A 16,706-nucleotide genomic window follows, 5' to 3' on the forward strand; every position below is an offset into this window, starting at 1 on the left:
AAGTCTCCCACGGTCCGTACTGGCTAGAGTCGGAATCGAGCTTTTAGTCCCGCCCACCCCTTCAAGTCTAAACATACAAGCGAGCTTGCTCGCGATGGCGGCCTGACAGGCAATGACGACAGTCAGGACCGCCCCCAATTGTTGAATCGGGCCAACGCCTCTTCAGCCAACCGCAGGGTCAACTCGGCTGTCGACAGCTCGCGCCCCAAGGGAAACGCCTGGCCGGCCCAGAGGTTGCTGAAGTCCGCTTCGCCCTTGGCGCGCAACGGCATCAACGCGCCGCCTGCCAAGGGGAATGCCGGCGCGAGCGGGCTCATCGGACCCACTTCGCGCATCACCCGGTTGACGATGCCCCGGGCCGGGCGACCGGTGAACAGGTTGGTGACGGCGGTCTGGCTTTCCTTGGCCGTGCGCAACGCCCGGTGATGGGACGCGCTGATTTTCGCCTCCGGGGTGAACAGGTAGGCGCTGCCCAGTTGCACCGCCGAGGCGCCCAGGGCGAATGCCGCGACAATTCCGCGCGCATCGCCAATGCCGCCGGTGGCGATCACCGGTACCTTCACCGCATCCACCACCTGCGGCAGCAAGGCAAACAGGCCGACCTGGGTGTTGAGGTCGTCGCTGAGGAACATCCCGCGATGCCCTCCGGCTTCATAGCCCATGGCGATGATCGCGTCGCAACCACGCTGTTCGAGCCAGATGGCTTCCTCGACGGTGGTGGCCGACGAAAGGATTTTCGCCCCGGTGGCCTTTACCCGGTCCAGCAGGGATTTTTCCGGCAGGCCAAAGTGGAAACTGACCACCTTGGGACGCATCTCCTCCAACACCCGGCAGGCGGCATCATCGAAGGGAGTGCGGTTGGACACCGGGGTCGGTGCGTCGAAGTCGACGCCCAGTTCCTGATAATACGGCTTGAGCCGTTGCTTCCAGGTTTCGGCCCGTTGTTCGTCGAAGGCCGGCGGCTGGTGACAGAAAAAATTCACATTGAACGGCTTGTCGGTCTGTTCGCTGATGGTCGTCAGCGCCTGGCGCAACTGCTCGACATCGAGCATCGCCGCCGGCATCGAACCCAGCCCGCCGGCATTGCAGGTCGCGACCACCATGGCCGGGCCGGTCACCCCGGCCAGCGGCCCTTGGATGATGGGCAGCTCGATACCGAGCAGATCAAGAAGGCGAGTGTCTGGCCACTGGCTCATGTGCGGGTCTCCGACGGCAGAAGGAAACCGTGTTTTTAGCAGGTGTGGGCCGGCGAGGGCCAGTCGAGTTTTTCAATCGCCCGTCGCAACTTGATCCCGCCGGTGGGAGGGTTACCATGCGGCTTCAGTCATCAAGGAGCCTGACCCATGGACGTGAAACTCAAGACCGTCGAACCCTTCACCGTGGCCGGTTTGCAGGTGCACACTCGCAACGCCGACGAGCAGCAGCCCGACACGGCCAGGATCGGCCCGATGTGGCAGCAGTTCTTCAACGAAGGGTTGTTCGACAGCATCCCGGCCAGGCAGTCGGAGTCGTTCGTCTACGGGGTGTATTCCAACTACGAGTCCGACGCCACCGGCTACTTCGACGTGACGGCCGGCGTACAGGTGGATGCGACGAGCGCCGGTTACCCCGCCGTGGACATCGAGGGCGGGGATTACCTGGTGTTTTCGGCCAAGGGGCCGATGCCCGATTGCGTGATCCAGACCTGGGGCCTGATCTGGGCCTACTTCGCGGATAACCCACAAACACTGCGCCGCTTCACCACCGATTTCGAGGTCTACAGCGGCCCCGACTCGGTGGCGATCTACATCGGCGTTCAGTCCCCGGCCGAGCGCTCCAGCGCCAGCAGCTGACGCTTGCGCTCCACGCCCCAGCGATAGCCCGACAGGTTGCCGTCGCTGCGCACCACCCGGTGGCAAGGGATCGCCACTGCCAGGCTGTTGGCGCCGCAGGCCTGGGCCACGGCGCGCACGGCCTTGGGCATGCCGATGCGCTGGGCGATCTCGGCGTAGCTGGCGGTGCTGCCCGGTGGAATGTCCCGCAACGCCTGCCAGACCCGTTCCTGAAAGGCGGTGCCGCGCAGGTCCAAGGGCAGGTCCAGGCCCAGGGCCGGTGCTTCGATGAAGCCCACCACCTGGGCGATCAACTGCTCGAATTCCCGGTCGGCGCCAATGAGGTTGGCTCGACGGAATTTGTCCTGCAGGTCCCGCACCAGCGCGTCGGGGTCGTCTCCCAGCAGGATCGCGCACACACCACGCTCGCTTTGCGCCACCAGGATCGCCCCGAGGGAGCATTGGCCGACGGCGAAACGGATGTCGGTGTTCTGCCCGGCGGCGCGGTAGTCGGCGGGTTTCATGCCCAACACTTTGTCGGCCGCTTCATAGAAGCGGCTGTTGGAGTTGAAACCGGCGTCGTACAGTGCCTCGGTGATCGTGCCGCCATCGGCCAGGCGTTCGCGCACCTTGCGTGAACGATGGGCGGCAGCGTAACCCTTGGGCGTCAGGCCGGTGACTGCCTTGAAGACCCGATGAAAGTGGAAGGGGCTCAAGCCGGCGCTTGCGGCCAGCTCATTCAGGCCTGGCAGCTGCTCGGCCGCCTCGATCTGCCGGCAGGCCGCCGCGACTCGGGCCGCTTGTTGGGCGGCGATCTGGGTCTGGTCCCGGGCCACGCGCTTGCTGGGCCGGTAGCCAGCGGCCTGGGCCTGTTCCGGCGTGTCGAAAAATTCGACGTTGCGCGGGTTGGGCAGGCGCGACAGGCTGCTGGGGTGGCAATAGATGCCGGTGGTTTTCACGCCATAGACGAATTGCCCGTCGGCGCGCGGATCCCGGGCGAGCACGGCGGCCCAGCGAGGATCCAGTTCAGGGGCAAGATTGTTCGAAGTGCTGTTCATGGTCGTTATTCCATTGGCCCGTTTTGCCTACAGTAGCGAGCCAGCCAAGTGACGACACTCCGGGTCTTGCGGTTGAATTCTGCACCTTCATCCAGCGGTGCGAAACGTCAGGTTGATCCGCTGGGTGCCCAGGCGCGGGTGATGTCCTTCCTTGAGCGGCAGCACACCGTGGTAACGCAACCGGTCCACGCCGCCCCAGACCACGATGTCACCATGGAGCAGCGCGATGCGCAGGCTCTTGTCGCTGCGCTCGAAACCGCCGAACTGGAACACCGCTGGCAAGCCCAGGGAGATCGAGACGATGGGCGCGGCGAGGGAGCGTTCGTCCTTGTCCTGGTGCAGCGACATCCGCGCACCGGGCACGTAGCGGTTGATCAGGCAACTGTCGGGTTCGAAATGCTCGAACTGCGCCTGCCGGGCGGCGGCCTGGGCCAATTCGCGAAACACCGCCGGCATGCCGGGCCAGGGGTGGCCGGTCTGCGGGTCATGGGCGGTGTAGCGATAGCCGCTGCGGTCGGTGGTCCAGCCCAGCGCGCCGCAGCTGCTCAAGGCCACCGACATGGTAAAGCCACCGGGCGTGACCATCTGCCGGAACGGAGCAGCCTGCAGGACGCTTTCCAGCGCCGGCAGCAAACGTTCGAGCCAGGGCAAGGCGAACCCGCGCAGCACGAAGGATTGTTGGCCAATCTGTTCGATCTGGCTGGACGTGGTGGGCGCCTGGTCGGCGAACAGGTCCAATGTGATCGGTGTGTCGTTACTGCGCATCATGAAAAATGATTCCCAAGGTGTGCCGTCTGCCGCTGTGCACGCGGCTGACGCCATGGCGCATGTTCACCCGATAATAACCGCGAACACCTTTGACTGGCCGTTGGTGCACGGCAAATACCACGGCGTCGCCCTGTTTCAGATCGATGACCTGGGGCCGCGACTGCATGCGCGGGCGCTGTTCAGTGAGGACAAACTCGCCGCCGGTAAAGTCCTTGCCCGGTTCCGACAACAGGATCGCGACCTGCAAGGGGAACACCTGCTCGCCATACAGATCCTGGTGCAGGCAGTTGTAGTCCTGCGGACCGTATTGCAGCAACAAGGGCGTCGGACGCGATTGTCCCGCAGCGTGACAGCGTTGGATGAAGTCGGCATGCTGGTCGGGATATCGCCCTTCAAGGCCCATGCATTCATTCCAGCGGTTCGCCAGCGGCACCAGCATTGGGTACAACGCCTGACGCAGCTGTTGGATGAGGTCCGGTAGCGGATAGCGGAAATACTGATACTCGCCGCGCCCGAATCCGTGGCGCCCCATGATCACCCGGGAACGAAAAAGTCCGCTCTCTGCGTATAAACCGCTGAGCATTCGACATTGCGTGGCGGGCAGCAGGTTGCGGATGAGCGCGCTGCCGTCCTGCTCGAGGCTGTGTTCCAGGGGCGACCCATCCAGGTGATTTATTCGTTGGGTCAGTGAGGGCAGATGCGGGGGAGTGGGCATGATGACAATCCTGGGTGCAAAGGATTGGTCAGTCTGGGGAGTGCTTCGTTGGTCAGCACTCCGGTTCTTGCGATGCATCAATGTCCTGAGTCGCTCCCGTCAGCAGGCACGACAAATCCCCTGTGGCGAGGGAGCTTGCTCCCGCTCGACTGCGCAGCAGTCGTAAAACCTGCCAGCGCGGTCTGCTTGCAAGAATGCACCAGACAATTGGGGCGGCTTCGCCGCCCAGCGGGAGCAAGCTCCCTCGCCACAAAAGCACTGTGCCCACTTGATGCCACAAACATTTATCAGGGTGAGTCTTTACAGCGCTTTGCTGACGCCGATGTCGCTGATCACATCGTCGGTTTCGCCATGCAGCTTTTGCAACGCGGCCCGGGCTTCTTCCTCGGTGCCGGTTTCCAGCTGCGCGAATTCGAAGCGGCGTTCGCCGTTGAGTTTGTACTTGATGACGTATTTGGTCGTCTGGGCCACGGTTTTGCCTTTCTTGAAAGGGCGATGCTCAGCTCAGTTTCGAGCTGGAACGCCGGATGATTTTGATCTTGTGGGTCAGGGTCGGCTTGCGCGTGACGCTGATTGCACGGCGGTTGACGGTGTCGATGGTGATGTTCCAGAAACCGGTGCTCGGCGCCGTGATCCTGGCCGGGAAAGTGTCGAACGCGCCACCGTGATAGGTGTGCCGGCCGCCGTTCTTGAAGCTGCGGAAGTTGGCGTCGTTCATCAAACGGATGTTGCACATTTGGGAGCATTCGATGACGACAATGTCGTCTTCGTTCAGGTGCTCGCGCTGGTGAATGAATTTCATGGGCGCCTCCAGAAGGGCTTTTTCTACAAAATCAAAACGATAGCAAGGGGCAATGGGGCGCAGTTTATCAGCCTCGAGTGTTAATATCCGGCCCGCGCTTCAGGCTTTGTTCATTTATCGCAGGTGGCGGGGAAAAAAAAGCGGTGCGGCACCGGAGCAAAACGGCGTCAGCACTGTCGGAGGATCTTTATTGGAGGAAACATATGAAGCGCAGCGTGTGGGTGTTGGCATTGGCCATGAGTGGATGTGCATCGGTATCGGACATCAACCAGACGCCTCCCACCATGAGCGTCATCTCCGGAAAGAAACCACACGAATATGCCAAGTGCGTTGCCGACAAGCTGGCCAGCAGCCGTGGCTCGCTGCAAATGGAGCCGCACAAGAACGGCGTGCGGCTGATCGTCCCAGGCAAATTGTCGACCCTGCCGGCGGCGGTGTTCGACATTGACGAGCGTTCCAGTGGCAGCAGCATCAAGCTGCACGAAAGCATGTCCAACGTGCCGGTGCGTCCGGGCGACGTGCAGGATGCGGCCAACGCCTGTATTTCCGGCTGAACACCGTCAGCGCCTGACGAGCGGACGGCCATCGGATAGACTGGCGCCCTCGACAAAAAATGCCGCCACGGTCAACGTTGGCGGCATTGTCATTCATGGAGTCAGTCGATGAAACGCGAGCAGGTGCGCGAGCGCCATGCAGAAGGCCTTATTTATGCCACCCACGTGATTCAGAACCCGGCGAACCCGGGCGAATGGGTCGTGTTCTTCAAGAAAAGCGCGGGGCGCAGTTTTTTCCTGGTGGATGAGCAGGACGAAGTCGAGTCCTTCAGCCAACTCGATGACCTGATCGAGACCATACGCGGGCTGGGCATCAAGACCGCCGAGATTCACATCTAGTGTCCTGTATCGCCAATACAGGACACTCGCTTATTTACAGACCACCACGACACTGCGGCTGCTGAAGTTGCCGACATCGACCCCCAGGGTCTTCTCGCTTTCCTTGGCCTGGGGCGTACCGTCGGTGCCGACGATGCGGTAGCCGGTGCCGGCACAGGACGCATCGGCCTTTTCATAGCAAGTCGCCCAGGAATTGGCCTCGCCCGAGCAGTCGATGGCTAAGCCCTGCTCGCCATTATCGAGAAAGGTTTTTTCGGCCGAGGCACAGCCCGCCAGGGCCAGGACTGTAAACAGCGCCAGAAGTGTCTTCATGAGATCGTCATCGAGGAGGGAAGGGCAACGGCGAGATTATAGCGAATGGCCATTGCGGTACAGCTAAACCAGCCTCGTTCGATGTCCGGGTGGCATCTACTAGAGGCCGGTCTGGTTATTTCTTGCGGCGGGGGCTGCGTGCGGGGGCGCTTTCGCGTTCATTCGTCGCTGGGGCAGCGCGTTCGTCCTGGAATACCGCTGCCACTTCCACTGCCATGGCCTTGCTAGGCAAGGGACCGGCGACCTGCTCGCCGTGGTAGTTGATAATCCACCACTGGCCGTCCTTGCCCTGGCTGACCGAATAACCGTTTGCGTTTCTTGCCGACATCTAACTGCCTCAATTGGCGTGATCAAGGACGCCATGATACGTCAAATGCTCGCAAACAGCGCTCACTGGCGTACAGTGGGCCGCTGCAGCCATCGAAACGAAAGCCGATTGAACTATCCGCCGTTTTTTATTTCTCTATGATGGCACCGGTTGGCCAGTGCGGGCATTGTAAGGTGCCCGTCGCCTGATTAGACTGCGCCGAAACTCGTACACACCGCCTTTTCAAGGACTTATATGATCAAGAAATGCTTGTTCCCAGCAGCCGGTTACGGTACTCGCTTCCTGCCAGCGACTAAAGCCATGCCCAAAGAAATGCTGCCGGTGGTGAACAAGCCACTGATCCAGTACGGCGTCGAAGAAGCCCTCGATGCGGGCCTGACTGAAATCTCCATCGTGACTGGCCGTGGTAAACGCGCGCTGGAAGACCATTTCGACATCAGCTACGAGCTGGAAAACCAGATCAAAGGCACCGACAAGGAAAAATACCTGGTCGGCATCCGCAAACTGCTGGATGAGTGCTCGTTCTCCTACACCCGCCAGACCGAAATGAAAGGCCTGGGCCACGCGATCCTGACCGGCCGCCCATTGATCGGCGACGAACCGTTCGCCGTGGTCCTGGCGGACGACCTGTGCGTCAACCTCGAAGGCGACGGCGTGCTGACCCAGATGGTCAAGCTGTACAAGCAGTTCCGCTGCTCCATCGTGGCGATCCAGGAAGTCGATCCGCAGGAAACCAACAAGTACGGCGTGATTGCCGGCGAAATGATCCGCGACGACATCTACCGTGTTCACAGCATGGTTGAAAAACCAAAGCCTGAAGACGCACCGTCGAACCTGGCGATCATCGGCCGCTACATCCTGACCCCGGACATCTTTGACCTGATCGAACAGACCGAGCCAGGCAAGGGCGGCGAAATCCAGATCACCGACGCCCTGATGAAACAGGCCCAGAACGGCTGCGTCATGGCCTACAAGTTCAAGGGCAAGCGTTTCGACTGCGGTGGCGCCGAAGGCTACATCGACGCGACCAACTTCTGCTTCGAGAACTTCTACAAGACCGGCAAGGCTTACTGATAGCCGCCGCGCCTTGAAAACGCCCCGACTGGTTCGGGGCGTTTTTTTTGCGCGGGGAAAAGTCTCTCGCACACAAGCAAACTCCCTGTGGGAGCGAGCTTGACTTGCCCATTCGATCCAGTCCGGCTGGCTTTTTCGTTTTCCGCCCCCATAACCCACCGCAACGCTGCCTCAGGTGAAAACAGCAGGTATGCTGATGACCTGCCGAAGGAGATAGAAAATGGCCTACGATTTTGACTTGTATGTGATTGGCGCCGGTTCCGGTGGTGTACGGGCTGCGCGGTTCGCCGCCGGCTTTGGGGCAAAGGTGGCTGTGGCGGAAAGCCGCTACCTGGGCGGAACCTGCGTCAACGTGGGCTGCGTGCCGAAAAAACTATTGGTCTACGGCGCGCATTACGCCGAGGACTTCGAGCAAGCGTTGGCCTATGGCTGGACGGCGGGCGAGGCGAGTTTCGACTGGGCCACGCTGATCGCCAACAAGGACCAGGAGATCAATCGCCTCAACGGCATCTACCGCAACCTGCTGGTCAACAGCGGCGTCGCGCTGCACGAAGGTCACGCCAGGCTGACCGGGCCCCATGAAGTCGAGATCAACGGCCAGCGTCACACCGCCAGGCACATCCTGATCGCCACCGGCGGCTGGCCGGTGATCCCGGACATCCCGGGGCGCGAGCACGCTATCAGCTCCAACGAGGCATTCTTTCTCAAGGAACTGCCCAAGCGCGTCATCGTGGTGGGCGGTGGCTACATTGCGGTGGAGTTCGCCGGGATCTTCCACGGCATGGGCGCGCAGACGTCGTTGCTGTATCGCGGCGAACTGTTCCTGCGCGGTTTCGACGGTGCGGTGCGCAAGCACCTGGCCGAAGAGCTGGCCCGTCGTGGCCTGGACCTGCAATTCAACGCCGACATCAAATCCATCGAAAAACTGGACGATGGCAGCCTGAGGGTCGAGCTCAAGGATGGCAAAACGTTGATCACCGATTGTGTGTTCTACGCCACCGGCCGGCGGCCGATGCTCGACAATCTCGGCCTGGAGAACACCACCGTCGCGGTGGACGAGAAGGGTTTTGTCAAGGTCAACGAAAAATACGAGACCACCGAACCGTCGATCCTGGCCATTGGCGACGTGATCGGTCGCGTCCAGCTCACCCCCGTTGCCCTGGCCGAAGGCATGGCGGTGGCGCGGCGTCTGTTCAAGCCCGAGCAGTATCGACTGGTGGATTACCGGATGATCCCCACCGCCGTGTTCAGCCTGCCGAACATCGGCACGGTGGGTCTGACCGAGGAGCAGGCCCGGGAAGAAGGGCATGAGGTCGAGATTTTCGAAAGCCGTTTCCGGCCGATGAAACTGAGCTTGACCGATTGCCAGGAGCGCACATTGATGAAACTGGTGGTGGATGCCCAGACCGACAAGGTCCTGGGTTGCCATATGGTCGGTCCGGATGCCGGTGAAATCGTCCAAGGCTTGGCGATCGCCCTCAAGGCCGGTGCCACCAAGCGCGACTTCGACGAGACCATCGGCGTGCACCCGACCGCCGCCGAAGAGTTCGTGACGATGCGTACGCCCCTCGCCTGACACGCCCCGTACCCGTAGCGTAGAAACTGACGAGTACAACGAGGCTGCGATCTTCCCCAGACACTTGGGTCCCAAGCGGAAGATCGCAGCCTTCACCAGCACCTACAGATTTTTTCTATCTATATAGATTCCTGATAGCCAAAACCAATCATTCACATGAGGTTTGCCAATGAGCCAGCCTGGGGATGAGTGGTTAAGATTCCCTCCATCAACTTCTCAACCCTGATGGAGAAACATCGATGCCTATCATCAACAGCCAAGTTAAACCGTTCAACGCTACCGCCTTCAAAAACGGCGAATTCGTCCAGGTGTCGGATGCCGACCTGAAAGGCAAATGGTCTGTCGTGTTCTTCTACCCAGCCGACTTCACCTTCGTTTGCCCAACCGAGCTGGAAGACCTGGCTGACAACTACGCCGAGTTCAAGAAGCTGGGTGTCGAGATCTACAGCGTTTCCACCGACACTCACTTCGCCCACGCCGCCTGGCACAACACTTCGCCAGCCATCGGCAAGATCCAGTACACCATGATCGGCGACCCGACCCATGTCATCTCCCGCAACTTCGACGTGCTGATCGAAGAAGTCGGCCTGGCTGACCGCGGTACTTTCGTGATCAACCCTGAAGGCCAGATCAAGATCGTCGAAATCAACGACGGTGGTGTAGGCCGCGACGCTTCCGAGCTGCTGCGCAAGGTCAAGGCTGCTCAGTACGTTGCCGCTCACCCGGGCGAAGTCTGCCCAGCCAAGTGGAAAGAAGGCGAGGCCACCCTGGCTCCGTCCCTGGACCTGGTCGGCAAGATCTAAGCCTGTGAGTCATCCGAGGGCGATCCGCTCTTAATCAAGTAAGCCGCTTCGCCCCAAAAAACGCCCGGGCGAGATTCGCTCGGGCGTTGTTTTTTTCTGAATTCACAAAATGGAAATCGCCCGTATGTTGGACGCCAATCTTAAAGCTCAGTTGAAGTCATACCTGGAACGGGTCACCCAGCCGATCGAGATCGTCGCCTCCCTCGACGACGGTGCGAAATCCCAGGAAATGCTCGCGTTACTCCAAGACGTTGCCAGTCTTTCCGACAAAATTACCTTGCTCGACAACGGTACCGATGCGCGCAAGCCGTCGTTTTCGTTGAACCGCCCGGGAGCCGATATCAGCCTGCGTTTTGCCGGCATCCCCATGGGCCACGAATTCACTTCGCTGGTGTTGGCCCTGCTGCAAGTCGGCGGCCACCCATCGAAGGCCAGTGTCGAGGTCACCGAACAGATTCGCGCCCTTGAAGGCGAGTTCAACTTCGAGACCTATTTCTCGCTGTCGTGCCAGAACTGCCCGGACGTGGTCCAGGCGCTGAACCTGATGGCGGTGCTGAACCCGAACATTCGCCACGTCGCCATCGACGGCGCGCTGTTCCAGGCCGAAGTCGATGAGCGCCAGATCATGGCCGTGCCAAGCATTTACCTGAACGGCGTGAACTTCGGCCAGGGCCGCATGGGCCTGGAAGAGATTCTCGCCAAGATCGACACCAGCGGCATCGAACGCCAGGCTGAGAAAATCAGCGCCAAGAATGCCTTCGATGTGCTGGTGGTCGGCGGCGGCCCGGCTGGCGCTTCGGCGGCGATCTACGCGGCCCGTAAAGGCATCCGCACCGGTGTGGCGGCCGAACGTTTCGGCGGCCAGGTGCTCGACACCATGGCCATCGAGAACTTCATCTCGGTCCAGGAAACCGAAGGGCCGAAATTGGCCGTTGCCCTGGAAGAACACGTCAAGCAGTACGACGTGGACATCATGAATCTGCAGCGTGCCGACGCCTTGCTGCCGGGCAAGGACGGCAGCCTGCATGAAATCAAGTTCGCCAGCGGTGCGAGCCTCAAGGCCAAGACCGTGATCCTGGCGACCGGTGCCCGTTGGCGCGAAATGAACGTGCCGGGCGAGCAGCAATATCGCAACAAGGGCGTGGCGTACTGCCCGCACTGCGACGGCCCGCTGTTCAAAGGCAAGCGCGTGGCGGTGATCGGCGGCGGTAACTCCGGCGTCGAGGCAGCCATCGACCTGGCGGGTATCGTGGCCCACGTCACCTTGCTGGAGTTCGATGTGCAATTGCGTGCCGACGCGGTGTTGCAGCGCAAACTGCACAGCCTGTCGAACGTGACAGTGGTGACCAACGCCCAGACCACCGAAGTGACGGGGGACGGCCAAAAGGTCAATGGCTTGCGCTACAAGGATCGTCCGAGCGGTGAAGTGCGGGACGTGGAACTGGAAGGGATCTTCGTGCAGATCGGCCTGTTGCCCAACACCGATTGGCTCAAAGGCACCGTCGAGCTGTCGCCGAGGGGTGAGATTATCGTCGATGCCCGTGGTGAAACCTCGATCCCAGGCGTGTTCGCCGCCGGTGACGTGACCACTGTGCCGTACAAGCAGATCGTGATTGCCGTGGGCGAGGGCGCCAAGGCTTCGCTGAGCGCTTTCGACCACCTGATCCGCACCTCCGCGCCGGCCTGAGCGGCCGATCGCGGCAAAAGAAAAACCCCATGAGCCTTGGCTCATGGGGTTTTTTTATCGCCCATCATTCTGTGAAGCGAGCTTGCTCGCGATGGCGGTGGGTCAGCTTGCCTCAATGCTGAATGTGCTGCCCTCATCGCGAGCAAGCTCGCTCCCACAATGGGCATCAGTACAGCTTACAGCGGCGCCGGCTGGATGATCTCGACCCAGTAGCCATCCGGGTCCTTGATGAAGGCCAGGCTTTTCATGCGGCCATCGGTCAGGCGTTTCTGGAAGTCACAGCCCAGTGCTTCGAAGCGCTCGCAGGCTGCGACGATGTCCGGTACCGAGATGCAGATGTGGCCGAAACCGCGTGGGTCGGTGTTGCCGTTATGGTAGGCAAACGCCGGGTCGCTTTCGGTGCCGTGGTTGTGGGTCAGTTCCAGGATGCCAGGGATCGATTTCATCCATTCGGTACGCGCCGCAGCGTCCGCCGGGATCTGGTTCTTGTCCACCAGCGCCAGGAAATACAGGCTGAATTCGGCTTCCGGGAAGTCGCGTTTTTCCACCAGCGAGAAACCCAGCACGCGGGTGTAGAAATCCAGGGACTTGGTGATGTCCTTGACCCGCAGCATGGTGTGGTTGAAGACGAACCGGGCCGTGGCGGCGTCAGGTTGTGCGGTGACGCCAGGGAAAGTATTGAGTTCGTGCAGGCTCATGGGCCCTCCGGAAAATAAGTGGGGCAAACGGCGTCGCAAGCGTGGTCGCGACGGTTCCTGGGCTTGCGTCAGACGGCTTCCTTGCAGGTGCGCCCATGATACGCAAGGGGCGCGGCGTCGCCAAACCGCACGTGACTATTGCCTGGTGCTGCCCTGGGCTTCAGACTTTACGATTCGTCCTTGAGTGGCCTCGCAATGATTCGACCGTTCCTTTCGCTGTTTGTCCTGCTGTTTGCCAGTGTTGCGAGTGTCGGTGGTGTCCAGGCCGCCGAACCGCAGATCCTGTGGCCCCAAGGCTGGGTGGTCGAACCGCTGCCAGTGGACGCATCGGCCTCGGCGCCACCCGGAACCCTGCGCCAACGGGCAACTAAAAGTGATCCGGCAGGCAACGCTGTGATGGTCATGGAACTGACCACCACCCCTGTCGAGCCCGATCATCAGGTCAACTTGCAAGGCGTATTGTTGGAAATGCGCAAGTCAATCCAGAAGGATTTTTTCCAAGGGGGTTACCAAAGTGTATGCACTAAGGTCCATGCCTCCATGTTGGGCGGCGTAACTGCGTTGGAAACCACTTGCACGATCACGCAAAACGGACGACATGTATTGTCTCAGGCACTCGTCGCGGCACTAAATGAGGGCAAGGCTTATGTGCTGTCCTATGCAGGGCAGGCGCAGGTGTTTGTTGAAAGCCAAGATGAAATACAGTCGGTGCGAAACAGTTTGAAACTATGACGCCTTCAGCGTAATACGCCAATGGGCTTAATCCTAAAGTCCTGCCCATAAAAAAGCCCTGAATGTTCAGGGCTTTTTTGCGTCTTGGGGGTTGTCAACCACGTACTGTCAACCACGCAGCCAAGAATCGACGGTCGCTGCACCGTACTGTTCTTTCCAGGCTTTCAGGCCGCGGTGATTGCCGCCTTTGGTCTCGATCAATTCGCCGGTGTGCGGGTTCTGGTAAACCTTCACCACGCGCGCGCGGCGTGTCTTAGTGGGCTTGGTCGATTGCAGGCTCGCCTTGGACGGGTTCGGGTCGAGGATCGCGACGATGTCGCGCAGGTTCTTGCCGTAGGTTTTCATCAGTCCCTGGAGCTTTTCCTCGAATTCGATTTCCTTCTTGAGCCCGGCATCGTTCTTCAGCGATTCCAGCTGCTTGAGCTGTTCTTGAAGGGCCTTTTCGGCTGCACGAAATTCAGCGAGTCTGGACAAAATGATTACTCCAATCAAAATATTTGGCTGATACCAACCGCAAACAAAGCTATAAGCCAAGCGCCTTGAAGCGACTCGGTGTTAATGACTCTCTCCTGTTATGTGGCACAGGTAGAAAAATTGTAGTAGTTAATCCGTAAAGTGTAAATCGTAACTTTTTCGTTATGTCACAACAGCAAGCGCATTTATCAATTGGCCGGACATCGTCAATAGATCGACGGCGGTTAACTGCCATTAGTGCCGATCAAGGTCTCAACGAACGCCTGCCCGCTAATCGGTCGGCCAAATAGATAGCCTTGTAGAAAGTTCACCCCGTGGGCGCTCAGGTAGTCGCTTTGTTCGGCGGTTTCGACGCCCTCGGCAACCATATCCAGGTCCAATTTGCCCGACAGTTCGATGATGCTATCGAGGAGGTGGCGCGACAAGGCGTCGGCCCCGATCATCGCGACAAAACTCTGGTCGATCTTCAGGAAGTCCACATTGAACTGGCGCAAGTACGCCAGGCTGGAATGACCGGTGCCGAAATCGTCGAGGGCGATCTTGACGCCCAAATCCCTCAGTTGGTCGAACAGTTGCCGGGTCACGGGTGTCGGTTCGATCAGCTCGCGCTCGGTCAACTCCAGCACCAGGGTCATCGCACCCGGCGCGAAGGCATTGAGAAACTCGCGGCAATCGTCCACCAGCGCCAGATCCTGGCAGTGACGGGCGGTGATGTTGATGCCGACATGAAACGGCGCTTCGAGTCGAGGCGCAAGCGGCACCAGCAGGTGCATGGTTTGCTGCATCAGCGCACGGGTCATGGGCACGATCACGCCGCTGTGTTCGGCGAAGGGAATGAACAGATCCGGGCGGACTAGGCCTTCCTTGGGATGGTTCCAGCGCATCAGCACCTCGACGCCGGCCCAGCGTTTGCTATCGCTGTGCACGACCGGTTGCAGGTAGGGCACGAACTCGCCGGCTTCCAGCGCCCGTTGCAATTCACGGCTGGGAGACGAGGCGCGCTGTTGCAGCCAGTGTCCGAGTGTCCCGGCCACAACGCCGAAGAAAATCAGCAGGCTGAACAGCGGCGGATATTCCCTGGCCATGTAGCGCCAGGTTTCACCCTCGTCGAATCCTGCTTCCACATTGAAGGCGTAGCGCGCTGAACCCAGTTCGGTCTGGGCTACCGGCAACCCGGGCAAGGGCGCTGGCCGGACCTTGCCGTCCGCCGCCAGCCAATTCGGCCCGACTTGCAGGCGCAGCCGGGTCTGACGGCCGATTAGGCGCAGGATGTTGGCCAGGTGATACCCGTCAAGGGTGGCCAGGGCGCCTTGCCGGCCTTCAGTGAGCCGGTAGATCAGCAAAGCGGTGTCCGGCGTGACCGGGTTGCCGTCCAGGAGCCACAGCGTGCCTTGGTGATAGTCGCTCGGGTTGACGCGTTCCTCGAAGGCCCCGAACAGCGAGCTGCAATAGAGGTCGTTGTCCCAGATCAGGTTGGTCGAGCGGACAAAGGGCCGGCGCGTCACCTGTTCGCGCAACGCCAGCGTCACCGCTTCGCAGGGCTGGCCGGCGAGGGGCAATAGTTCACGGGCCGCCAACGCGGTGTTGTCGAGCATCAGTTCGATCTGCCTGACCGACGCCTCGGCGGTCTGCCGGGTGTGTTGCGCCAGCGTCCGTTCGGCTTGCATGTACAAAATGACCAGCCCTGACAGGATCGGCACCAGGCCGCAAAGCAGGGTGATCAGATAGCGACGGGGACGGGTGTGCGAGCGGGTGGCGGTCAAGGGCATCGGCACAACCTGAGGAAAAAGGAGATGAGGGCAGCGTCGGATGCCGACCATGATAGATGGCCTGTCGGTGACTTGCCTGTCTGTGGGCGTGCCCGCGATTGTTGCAAGCCGCCCACCGCCATCGCGAGCCACCTTGGCCCCCAGCAGAGGCTCATGACTGTCGGGCCAGCTCGATGAACGCCAGGGTGGCGGGCGAGGCCTGGCGGCTGTCCAATACCGCCAGGCCGATCTGGCGCGGCACCGGCGGCGACAGGGGCCGGGCAACGTAACCGGAATTTCCATCGTCCGGCAACGACCCTTCGGATACCACGCTCACCGCCTCGCCACGCCTGACGACATCCAGGGTGCTGAGCAACTGCGAACAACGAAAGCGCACGTTCGGTGTCAGCCGGGCGGCATTGAACAGGCGCGTGACCAGCTCCGACGATCCGGCCTCGGTGTGCACGAAGGGGTCGTTGCACAGGTCCTTGAGGCTCAGGCTGGCCTGGGCGGCGAGGGGATGTGAGGCGGGCAGCAGGGCGACCATCTGATCTTCCAGCAACGCGAACGTATCGAAACGCTCCTCGGGCAGTACCACGAAACCGACGTCGATCCGCCGTTCGTCCAGCCATTGGATGACCTGCCTGTCGGGCCCTTCGTCGATGTGCACTTCGATTCCGGGATGCAAGGCTCGATAGCGCCGCAGGATCCCGGGCAACAGTTTCATCGATGACGTCGGCCCGAACGAGCCGATGCGCAAGGTGCCGCGGCGCATGCCCCGGGCATCGGCGGCTTCCTGACGCAAGGTGTTGGCCAGCCCGAGCATGGCCCGGGCCCGTAGCAGCAACTGCTGGCCAATGTCGCTGAGCTCCACCACCGACTGATGGCGCCTGAGCAACTCCACGCCCAACTCTTGTTCCAGGGATTTGATGGCGTGGGACACCGCGGACTGGCCAATGCCCAAACGCGTGGCCGCGGCGGTGAACCCCCGCAGCTCGGCGACCAGGGAGAAGATTTCGAGTTGAGTGAGGGTCATGAGTGATCGCTCATTTTACGATGACAAAGCATGAGCCCGATGATGAGGCATCTGATTCGAATCAGAAAGCAATACAGAACTTTGTGGCGAGGGGATTTATCCCCGTTGGGGCGCGAAGCGGCCCCCTCGAACTCCAGACACACCGAGTCGTCAGGTTTGGGGCCGCTGCGCAGCCCAGCGGGGATAAATCC

20 protein-coding genes are annotated in these 16,706 nt (G+C 60.7%); 8 read left to right on the top strand and 12 right to left on the bottom strand.

Features of this window, described 5'->3' with window-relative positions:
- Window positions 1-122: 122 nt before the first annotated feature.
- Window positions 123-1,196 (bottom strand): NAD(P)H-dependent flavin oxidoreductase, encoded by a 1,074-nt coding sequence (locus tag BT125_RS25300; protein WP_072411508.1) that lies wholly within the window; start codon window positions 1,194-1,196, stop codon window positions 123-125.
- Between the two features lie 147 nt (window positions 1,197-1,343).
- Between BT125_RS25300 and BT125_RS25305 the strand changes: the two genes are divergently transcribed.
- Window positions 1,344-1,832, top strand: a complete 489-nt coding sequence (locus BT125_RS25305; RefSeq protein ID WP_072411510.1) for a GyrI-like domain-containing protein — start codon at window positions 1,344-1,346, stop codon at window positions 1,830-1,832.
- Here BT125_RS25305 and ada read toward each other — a convergent pair.
- From ada to BT125_RS25325, 5 genes are all read right to left on the bottom strand, one after another.
- Complete coding sequence (gene ada / locus BT125_RS25310) at window positions 1,796-2,869, bottom strand: bifunctional DNA-binding transcriptional regulator/O6-methylguanine-DNA methyltransferase Ada (protein ID WP_072411512.1); 1,074 nt, start codon at window positions 2,867-2,869, stop codon at window positions 1,796-1,798. The genes BT125_RS25305 and ada overlap by 37 nt on opposite strands.
- Before the next feature lie 87 nt (window positions 2,870-2,956).
- A complete protein-coding gene (alkB, locus tag BT125_RS25315; protein ID WP_072411514.1) occupies window positions 2,957-3,637 on the bottom strand; it encodes a DNA oxidative demethylase AlkB in 681 nt (226 codons plus the stop codon).
- Window positions 3,624-4,352: a 2OG-Fe(II) oxygenase gene (locus BT125_RS25320; protein WP_072411516.1), complete on the bottom strand. Its 729-nt coding sequence runs from the start codon at window positions 4,350-4,352 to the stop codon at window positions 3,624-3,626. The genes alkB and BT125_RS25320 overlap by 14 nt, the downstream gene beginning before the upstream one ends.
- A 300-nt stretch (window positions 4,353-4,652) precedes the next feature.
- Window positions 4,653-4,823, bottom strand: coding sequence for a hypothetical protein (locus tag BT125_RS29510; RefSeq protein WP_170866872.1), 171 nt, complete (start codon window positions 4,821-4,823; stop codon window positions 4,653-4,655).
- Between the two features lie 28 nt (window positions 4,824-4,851).
- The gene (locus BT125_RS25325) at window positions 4,852-5,154 is read right to left on the bottom strand and encodes a DUF1883 domain-containing protein (protein ID WP_003182962.1); all 303 of its coding nucleotides are present in this window, start codon (window positions 5,152-5,154) and stop codon (window positions 4,852-4,854) included.
- Between the two features lie 203 nt (window positions 5,155-5,357).
- Between BT125_RS25325 and BT125_RS25330 the strand changes: the two genes are divergently transcribed.
- Both BT125_RS25330 and BT125_RS25335 read left to right on the top strand, forming a co-directional pair.
- Window positions 5,358-5,708 (top strand): hypothetical protein, encoded by a 351-nt coding sequence (locus BT125_RS25330; protein WP_053122953.1) that lies wholly within the window; start codon window positions 5,358-5,360, stop codon window positions 5,706-5,708.
- A gap of 108 nt (window positions 5,709-5,816) precedes the next feature.
- Complete coding sequence (locus BT125_RS25335; RefSeq protein ID WP_072411518.1) at window positions 5,817-6,047, top strand: hypothetical protein; 231 nt, start codon at window positions 5,817-5,819, stop codon at window positions 6,045-6,047.
- A gap of 30 nt (window positions 6,048-6,077) precedes the next feature.
- Here the strand turns inward: BT125_RS25335 and BT125_RS25340 are convergent, their stop codons facing one another.
- Together BT125_RS25340 and BT125_RS25345 are read right to left on the bottom strand one after the other, a co-directional pair.
- Complete coding sequence (locus BT125_RS25340) at window positions 6,078-6,359, bottom strand: hypothetical protein (protein ID WP_072411520.1); 282 nt, start codon at window positions 6,357-6,359, stop codon at window positions 6,078-6,080.
- A 115-nt stretch (window positions 6,360-6,474) separates the two neighbouring features.
- Window positions 6,475-6,687 carry a hypothetical protein gene (locus BT125_RS25345; RefSeq protein WP_072411522.1) on the bottom strand — a complete coding sequence of 71 codons (213 nt, stop codon included), beginning with the start codon at window positions 6,685-6,687 and terminating at the stop codon, window positions 6,475-6,477.
- A 234-nt stretch (window positions 6,688-6,921) separates the two neighbouring features.
- On the opposite strand from BT125_RS25345, the gene galU reads away from it, so the two are divergent.
- The 4 genes from galU to ahpF all read left to right on the top strand — a co-directional run bounded on the left by galU (window position 6,922) and on the right by ahpF (window position 11,827).
- Window positions 6,922-7,761, top strand: coding sequence for a UTP--glucose-1-phosphate uridylyltransferase GalU (gene galU / locus BT125_RS25350; protein WP_003182953.1), 840 nt, complete (start codon window positions 6,922-6,924; stop codon window positions 7,759-7,761).
- A gap of 220 nt (window positions 7,762-7,981) precedes the next feature.
- On the top strand, window positions 7,982-9,337 hold the full coding sequence (gene gorA, locus BT125_RS25355) for a glutathione-disulfide reductase (protein ID WP_072411524.1): 1,356 nt from the start codon (window positions 7,982-7,984) through the stop codon (window positions 9,335-9,337).
- 239 nt (window positions 9,338-9,576) lie between these two features.
- The gene (ahpC, locus tag BT125_RS25360) at window positions 9,577-10,140 is read left to right on the top strand and encodes an alkyl hydroperoxide reductase subunit C (RefSeq protein WP_047227636.1); all 564 of its coding nucleotides are present in this window, start codon (window positions 9,577-9,579) and stop codon (window positions 10,138-10,140) included.
- A gap of 124 nt (window positions 10,141-10,264) precedes the next feature.
- Entirely contained in the window at window positions 10,265-11,827 is a 1,563-nt protein-coding gene (ahpF, locus tag BT125_RS25365) for an alkyl hydroperoxide reductase subunit F (RefSeq protein ID WP_072411526.1), read from the top strand.
- 176 nt (window positions 11,828-12,003) lie between these two features.
- Here ahpF and gloA read toward each other — a convergent pair whose 3' ends face one another.
- A complete protein-coding gene (gene gloA / locus BT125_RS25370; protein WP_072411528.1) occupies window positions 12,004-12,525 on the bottom strand; it encodes a lactoylglutathione lyase in 522 nt (173 codons plus the stop codon).
- 195 nt (window positions 12,526-12,720) lie between these two features.
- Here gloA and BT125_RS25375 point away from each other — a divergent pair, with 195 nt between their 5' ends.
- Window positions 12,721-13,257 (top strand): DUF4946 domain-containing protein, encoded by a 537-nt coding sequence (locus BT125_RS25375; protein WP_072411530.1) that lies wholly within the window; start codon window positions 12,721-12,723, stop codon window positions 13,255-13,257.
- A gap of 108 nt (window positions 13,258-13,365) precedes the next feature.
- Here the strand turns inward: BT125_RS25375 and BT125_RS25380 are convergent, their stop codons facing one another.
- The 3 genes from BT125_RS25380 to BT125_RS25390 all read right to left on the bottom strand — a co-directional run bounded on the left by BT125_RS25380 (window position 13,366) and on the right by BT125_RS25390 (window position 16,515).
- Window positions 13,366-13,731, bottom strand: a complete 366-nt coding sequence (locus BT125_RS25380) for a histone-like nucleoid-structuring protein, MvaT/MvaU family (protein ID WP_072411532.1) — start codon at window positions 13,729-13,731, stop codon at window positions 13,366-13,368.
- Window positions 13,732-13,955: 224 nt separating this feature from the next.
- Complete coding sequence (locus BT125_RS25385) at window positions 13,956-15,500, bottom strand: EAL domain-containing protein (protein ID WP_072411534.1); 1,545 nt, start codon at window positions 15,498-15,500, stop codon at window positions 13,956-13,958.
- A gap of 151 nt (window positions 15,501-15,651) precedes the next feature.
- Window positions 15,652-16,515, bottom strand: a complete 864-nt coding sequence (locus BT125_RS25390; protein WP_072411536.1) for a LysR family transcriptional regulator — start codon at window positions 16,513-16,515, stop codon at window positions 15,652-15,654.
- Window positions 16,516-16,706: the final 191 nt, after the last annotated feature.

It is taken from the genome of Pseudomonas sp. NFACC04-2 (genome assembly GCF_900119265.1).
GTDB classification, from domain to species: domain Bacteria; phylum Pseudomonadota; class Gammaproteobacteria; order Pseudomonadales; family Pseudomonadaceae; genus Aquipseudomonas; species Aquipseudomonas fluorescens_AA.

What these genes read in the sequence shown, in the direction of transcription:
- BT125_RS25340 (WP_072411520.1), bottom strand. Translation starts at nt 6,359, where the DNA reads ATGAAGACACTTCTGGCGCTGTTTACAGTCCTGGCCCTGGCGGGCTGT.
- alkB (WP_072411514.1), bottom strand. Translation starts at nt 3,637, where the DNA reads ATGATGCGCAGTAACGACACACCGATCACATTGGACCTGTTCGCCGAC.
- BT125_RS25330 (WP_053122953.1), top strand. Translation starts at nt 5,358, where the DNA reads ATGAAGCGCAGCGTGTGGGTGTTGGCATTGGCCATGAGTGGATGTGCA.
- ada (WP_072411512.1), bottom strand. Translation starts at nt 2,869, where the DNA reads ATGAACAGCACTTCGAACAATCTTGCCCCTGAACTGGATCCTCGCTGG.
- BT125_RS25305 (WP_072411510.1), top strand. Translation starts at nt 1,344, where the DNA reads ATGGACGTGAAACTCAAGACCGTCGAACCCTTCACCGTGGCCGGTTTG.
- BT125_RS25325 (WP_003182962.1), bottom strand. Translation starts at nt 5,154, where the DNA reads ATGAAATTCATTCACCAGCGCGAGCACCTGAACGAAGACGACATTGTC.
- ahpC (WP_047227636.1), top strand. Translation starts at nt 9,577, where the DNA reads ATGCCTATCATCAACAGCCAAGTTAAACCGTTCAACGCTACCGCCTTC.
- BT125_RS25375 (WP_072411530.1), top strand. Translation starts at nt 12,721, where the DNA reads ATGATTCGACCGTTCCTTTCGCTGTTTGTCCTGCTGTTTGCCAGTGTT.
- BT125_RS25385 (WP_072411534.1), bottom strand. Translation starts at nt 15,500, where the DNA reads ATGCCCTTGACCGCCACCCGCTCGCACACCCGTCCCCGTCGCTATCTG.
- gorA (WP_072411524.1), top strand. Translation starts at nt 7,982, where the DNA reads ATGGCCTACGATTTTGACTTGTATGTGATTGGCGCCGGTTCCGGTGGT.
- BT125_RS25345 (WP_072411522.1), bottom strand. Translation starts at nt 6,687, where the DNA reads ATGTCGGCAAGAAACGCAAACGGTTATTCGGTCAGCCAGGGCAAGGAC.
- galU (WP_003182953.1), top strand. Translation starts at nt 6,922, where the DNA reads ATGATCAAGAAATGCTTGTTCCCAGCAGCCGGTTACGGTACTCGCTTC.
- ahpF (WP_072411526.1), top strand. Translation starts at nt 10,265, where the DNA reads ATGTTGGACGCCAATCTTAAAGCTCAGTTGAAGTCATACCTGGAACGG.
- BT125_RS25390 (WP_072411536.1), bottom strand. Translation starts at nt 16,515, where the DNA reads ATGACCCTCACTCAACTCGAAATCTTCTCCCTGGTCGCCGAGCTGCGG.
- BT125_RS25320 (WP_072411516.1), bottom strand. Translation starts at nt 4,352, where the DNA reads ATGCCCACTCCCCCGCATCTGCCCTCACTGACCCAACGAATAAATCAC.
- BT125_RS25300 (WP_072411508.1), bottom strand. Translation starts at nt 1,196, where the DNA reads ATGAGCCAGTGGCCAGACACTCGCCTTCTTGATCTGCTCGGTATCGAG.
- gloA (WP_072411528.1), bottom strand. Translation starts at nt 12,525, where the DNA reads ATGAGCCTGCACGAACTCAATACTTTCCCTGGCGTCACCGCACAACCT.
- BT125_RS25335 (WP_072411518.1), top strand. Translation starts at nt 5,817, where the DNA reads ATGAAACGCGAGCAGGTGCGCGAGCGCCATGCAGAAGGCCTTATTTAT.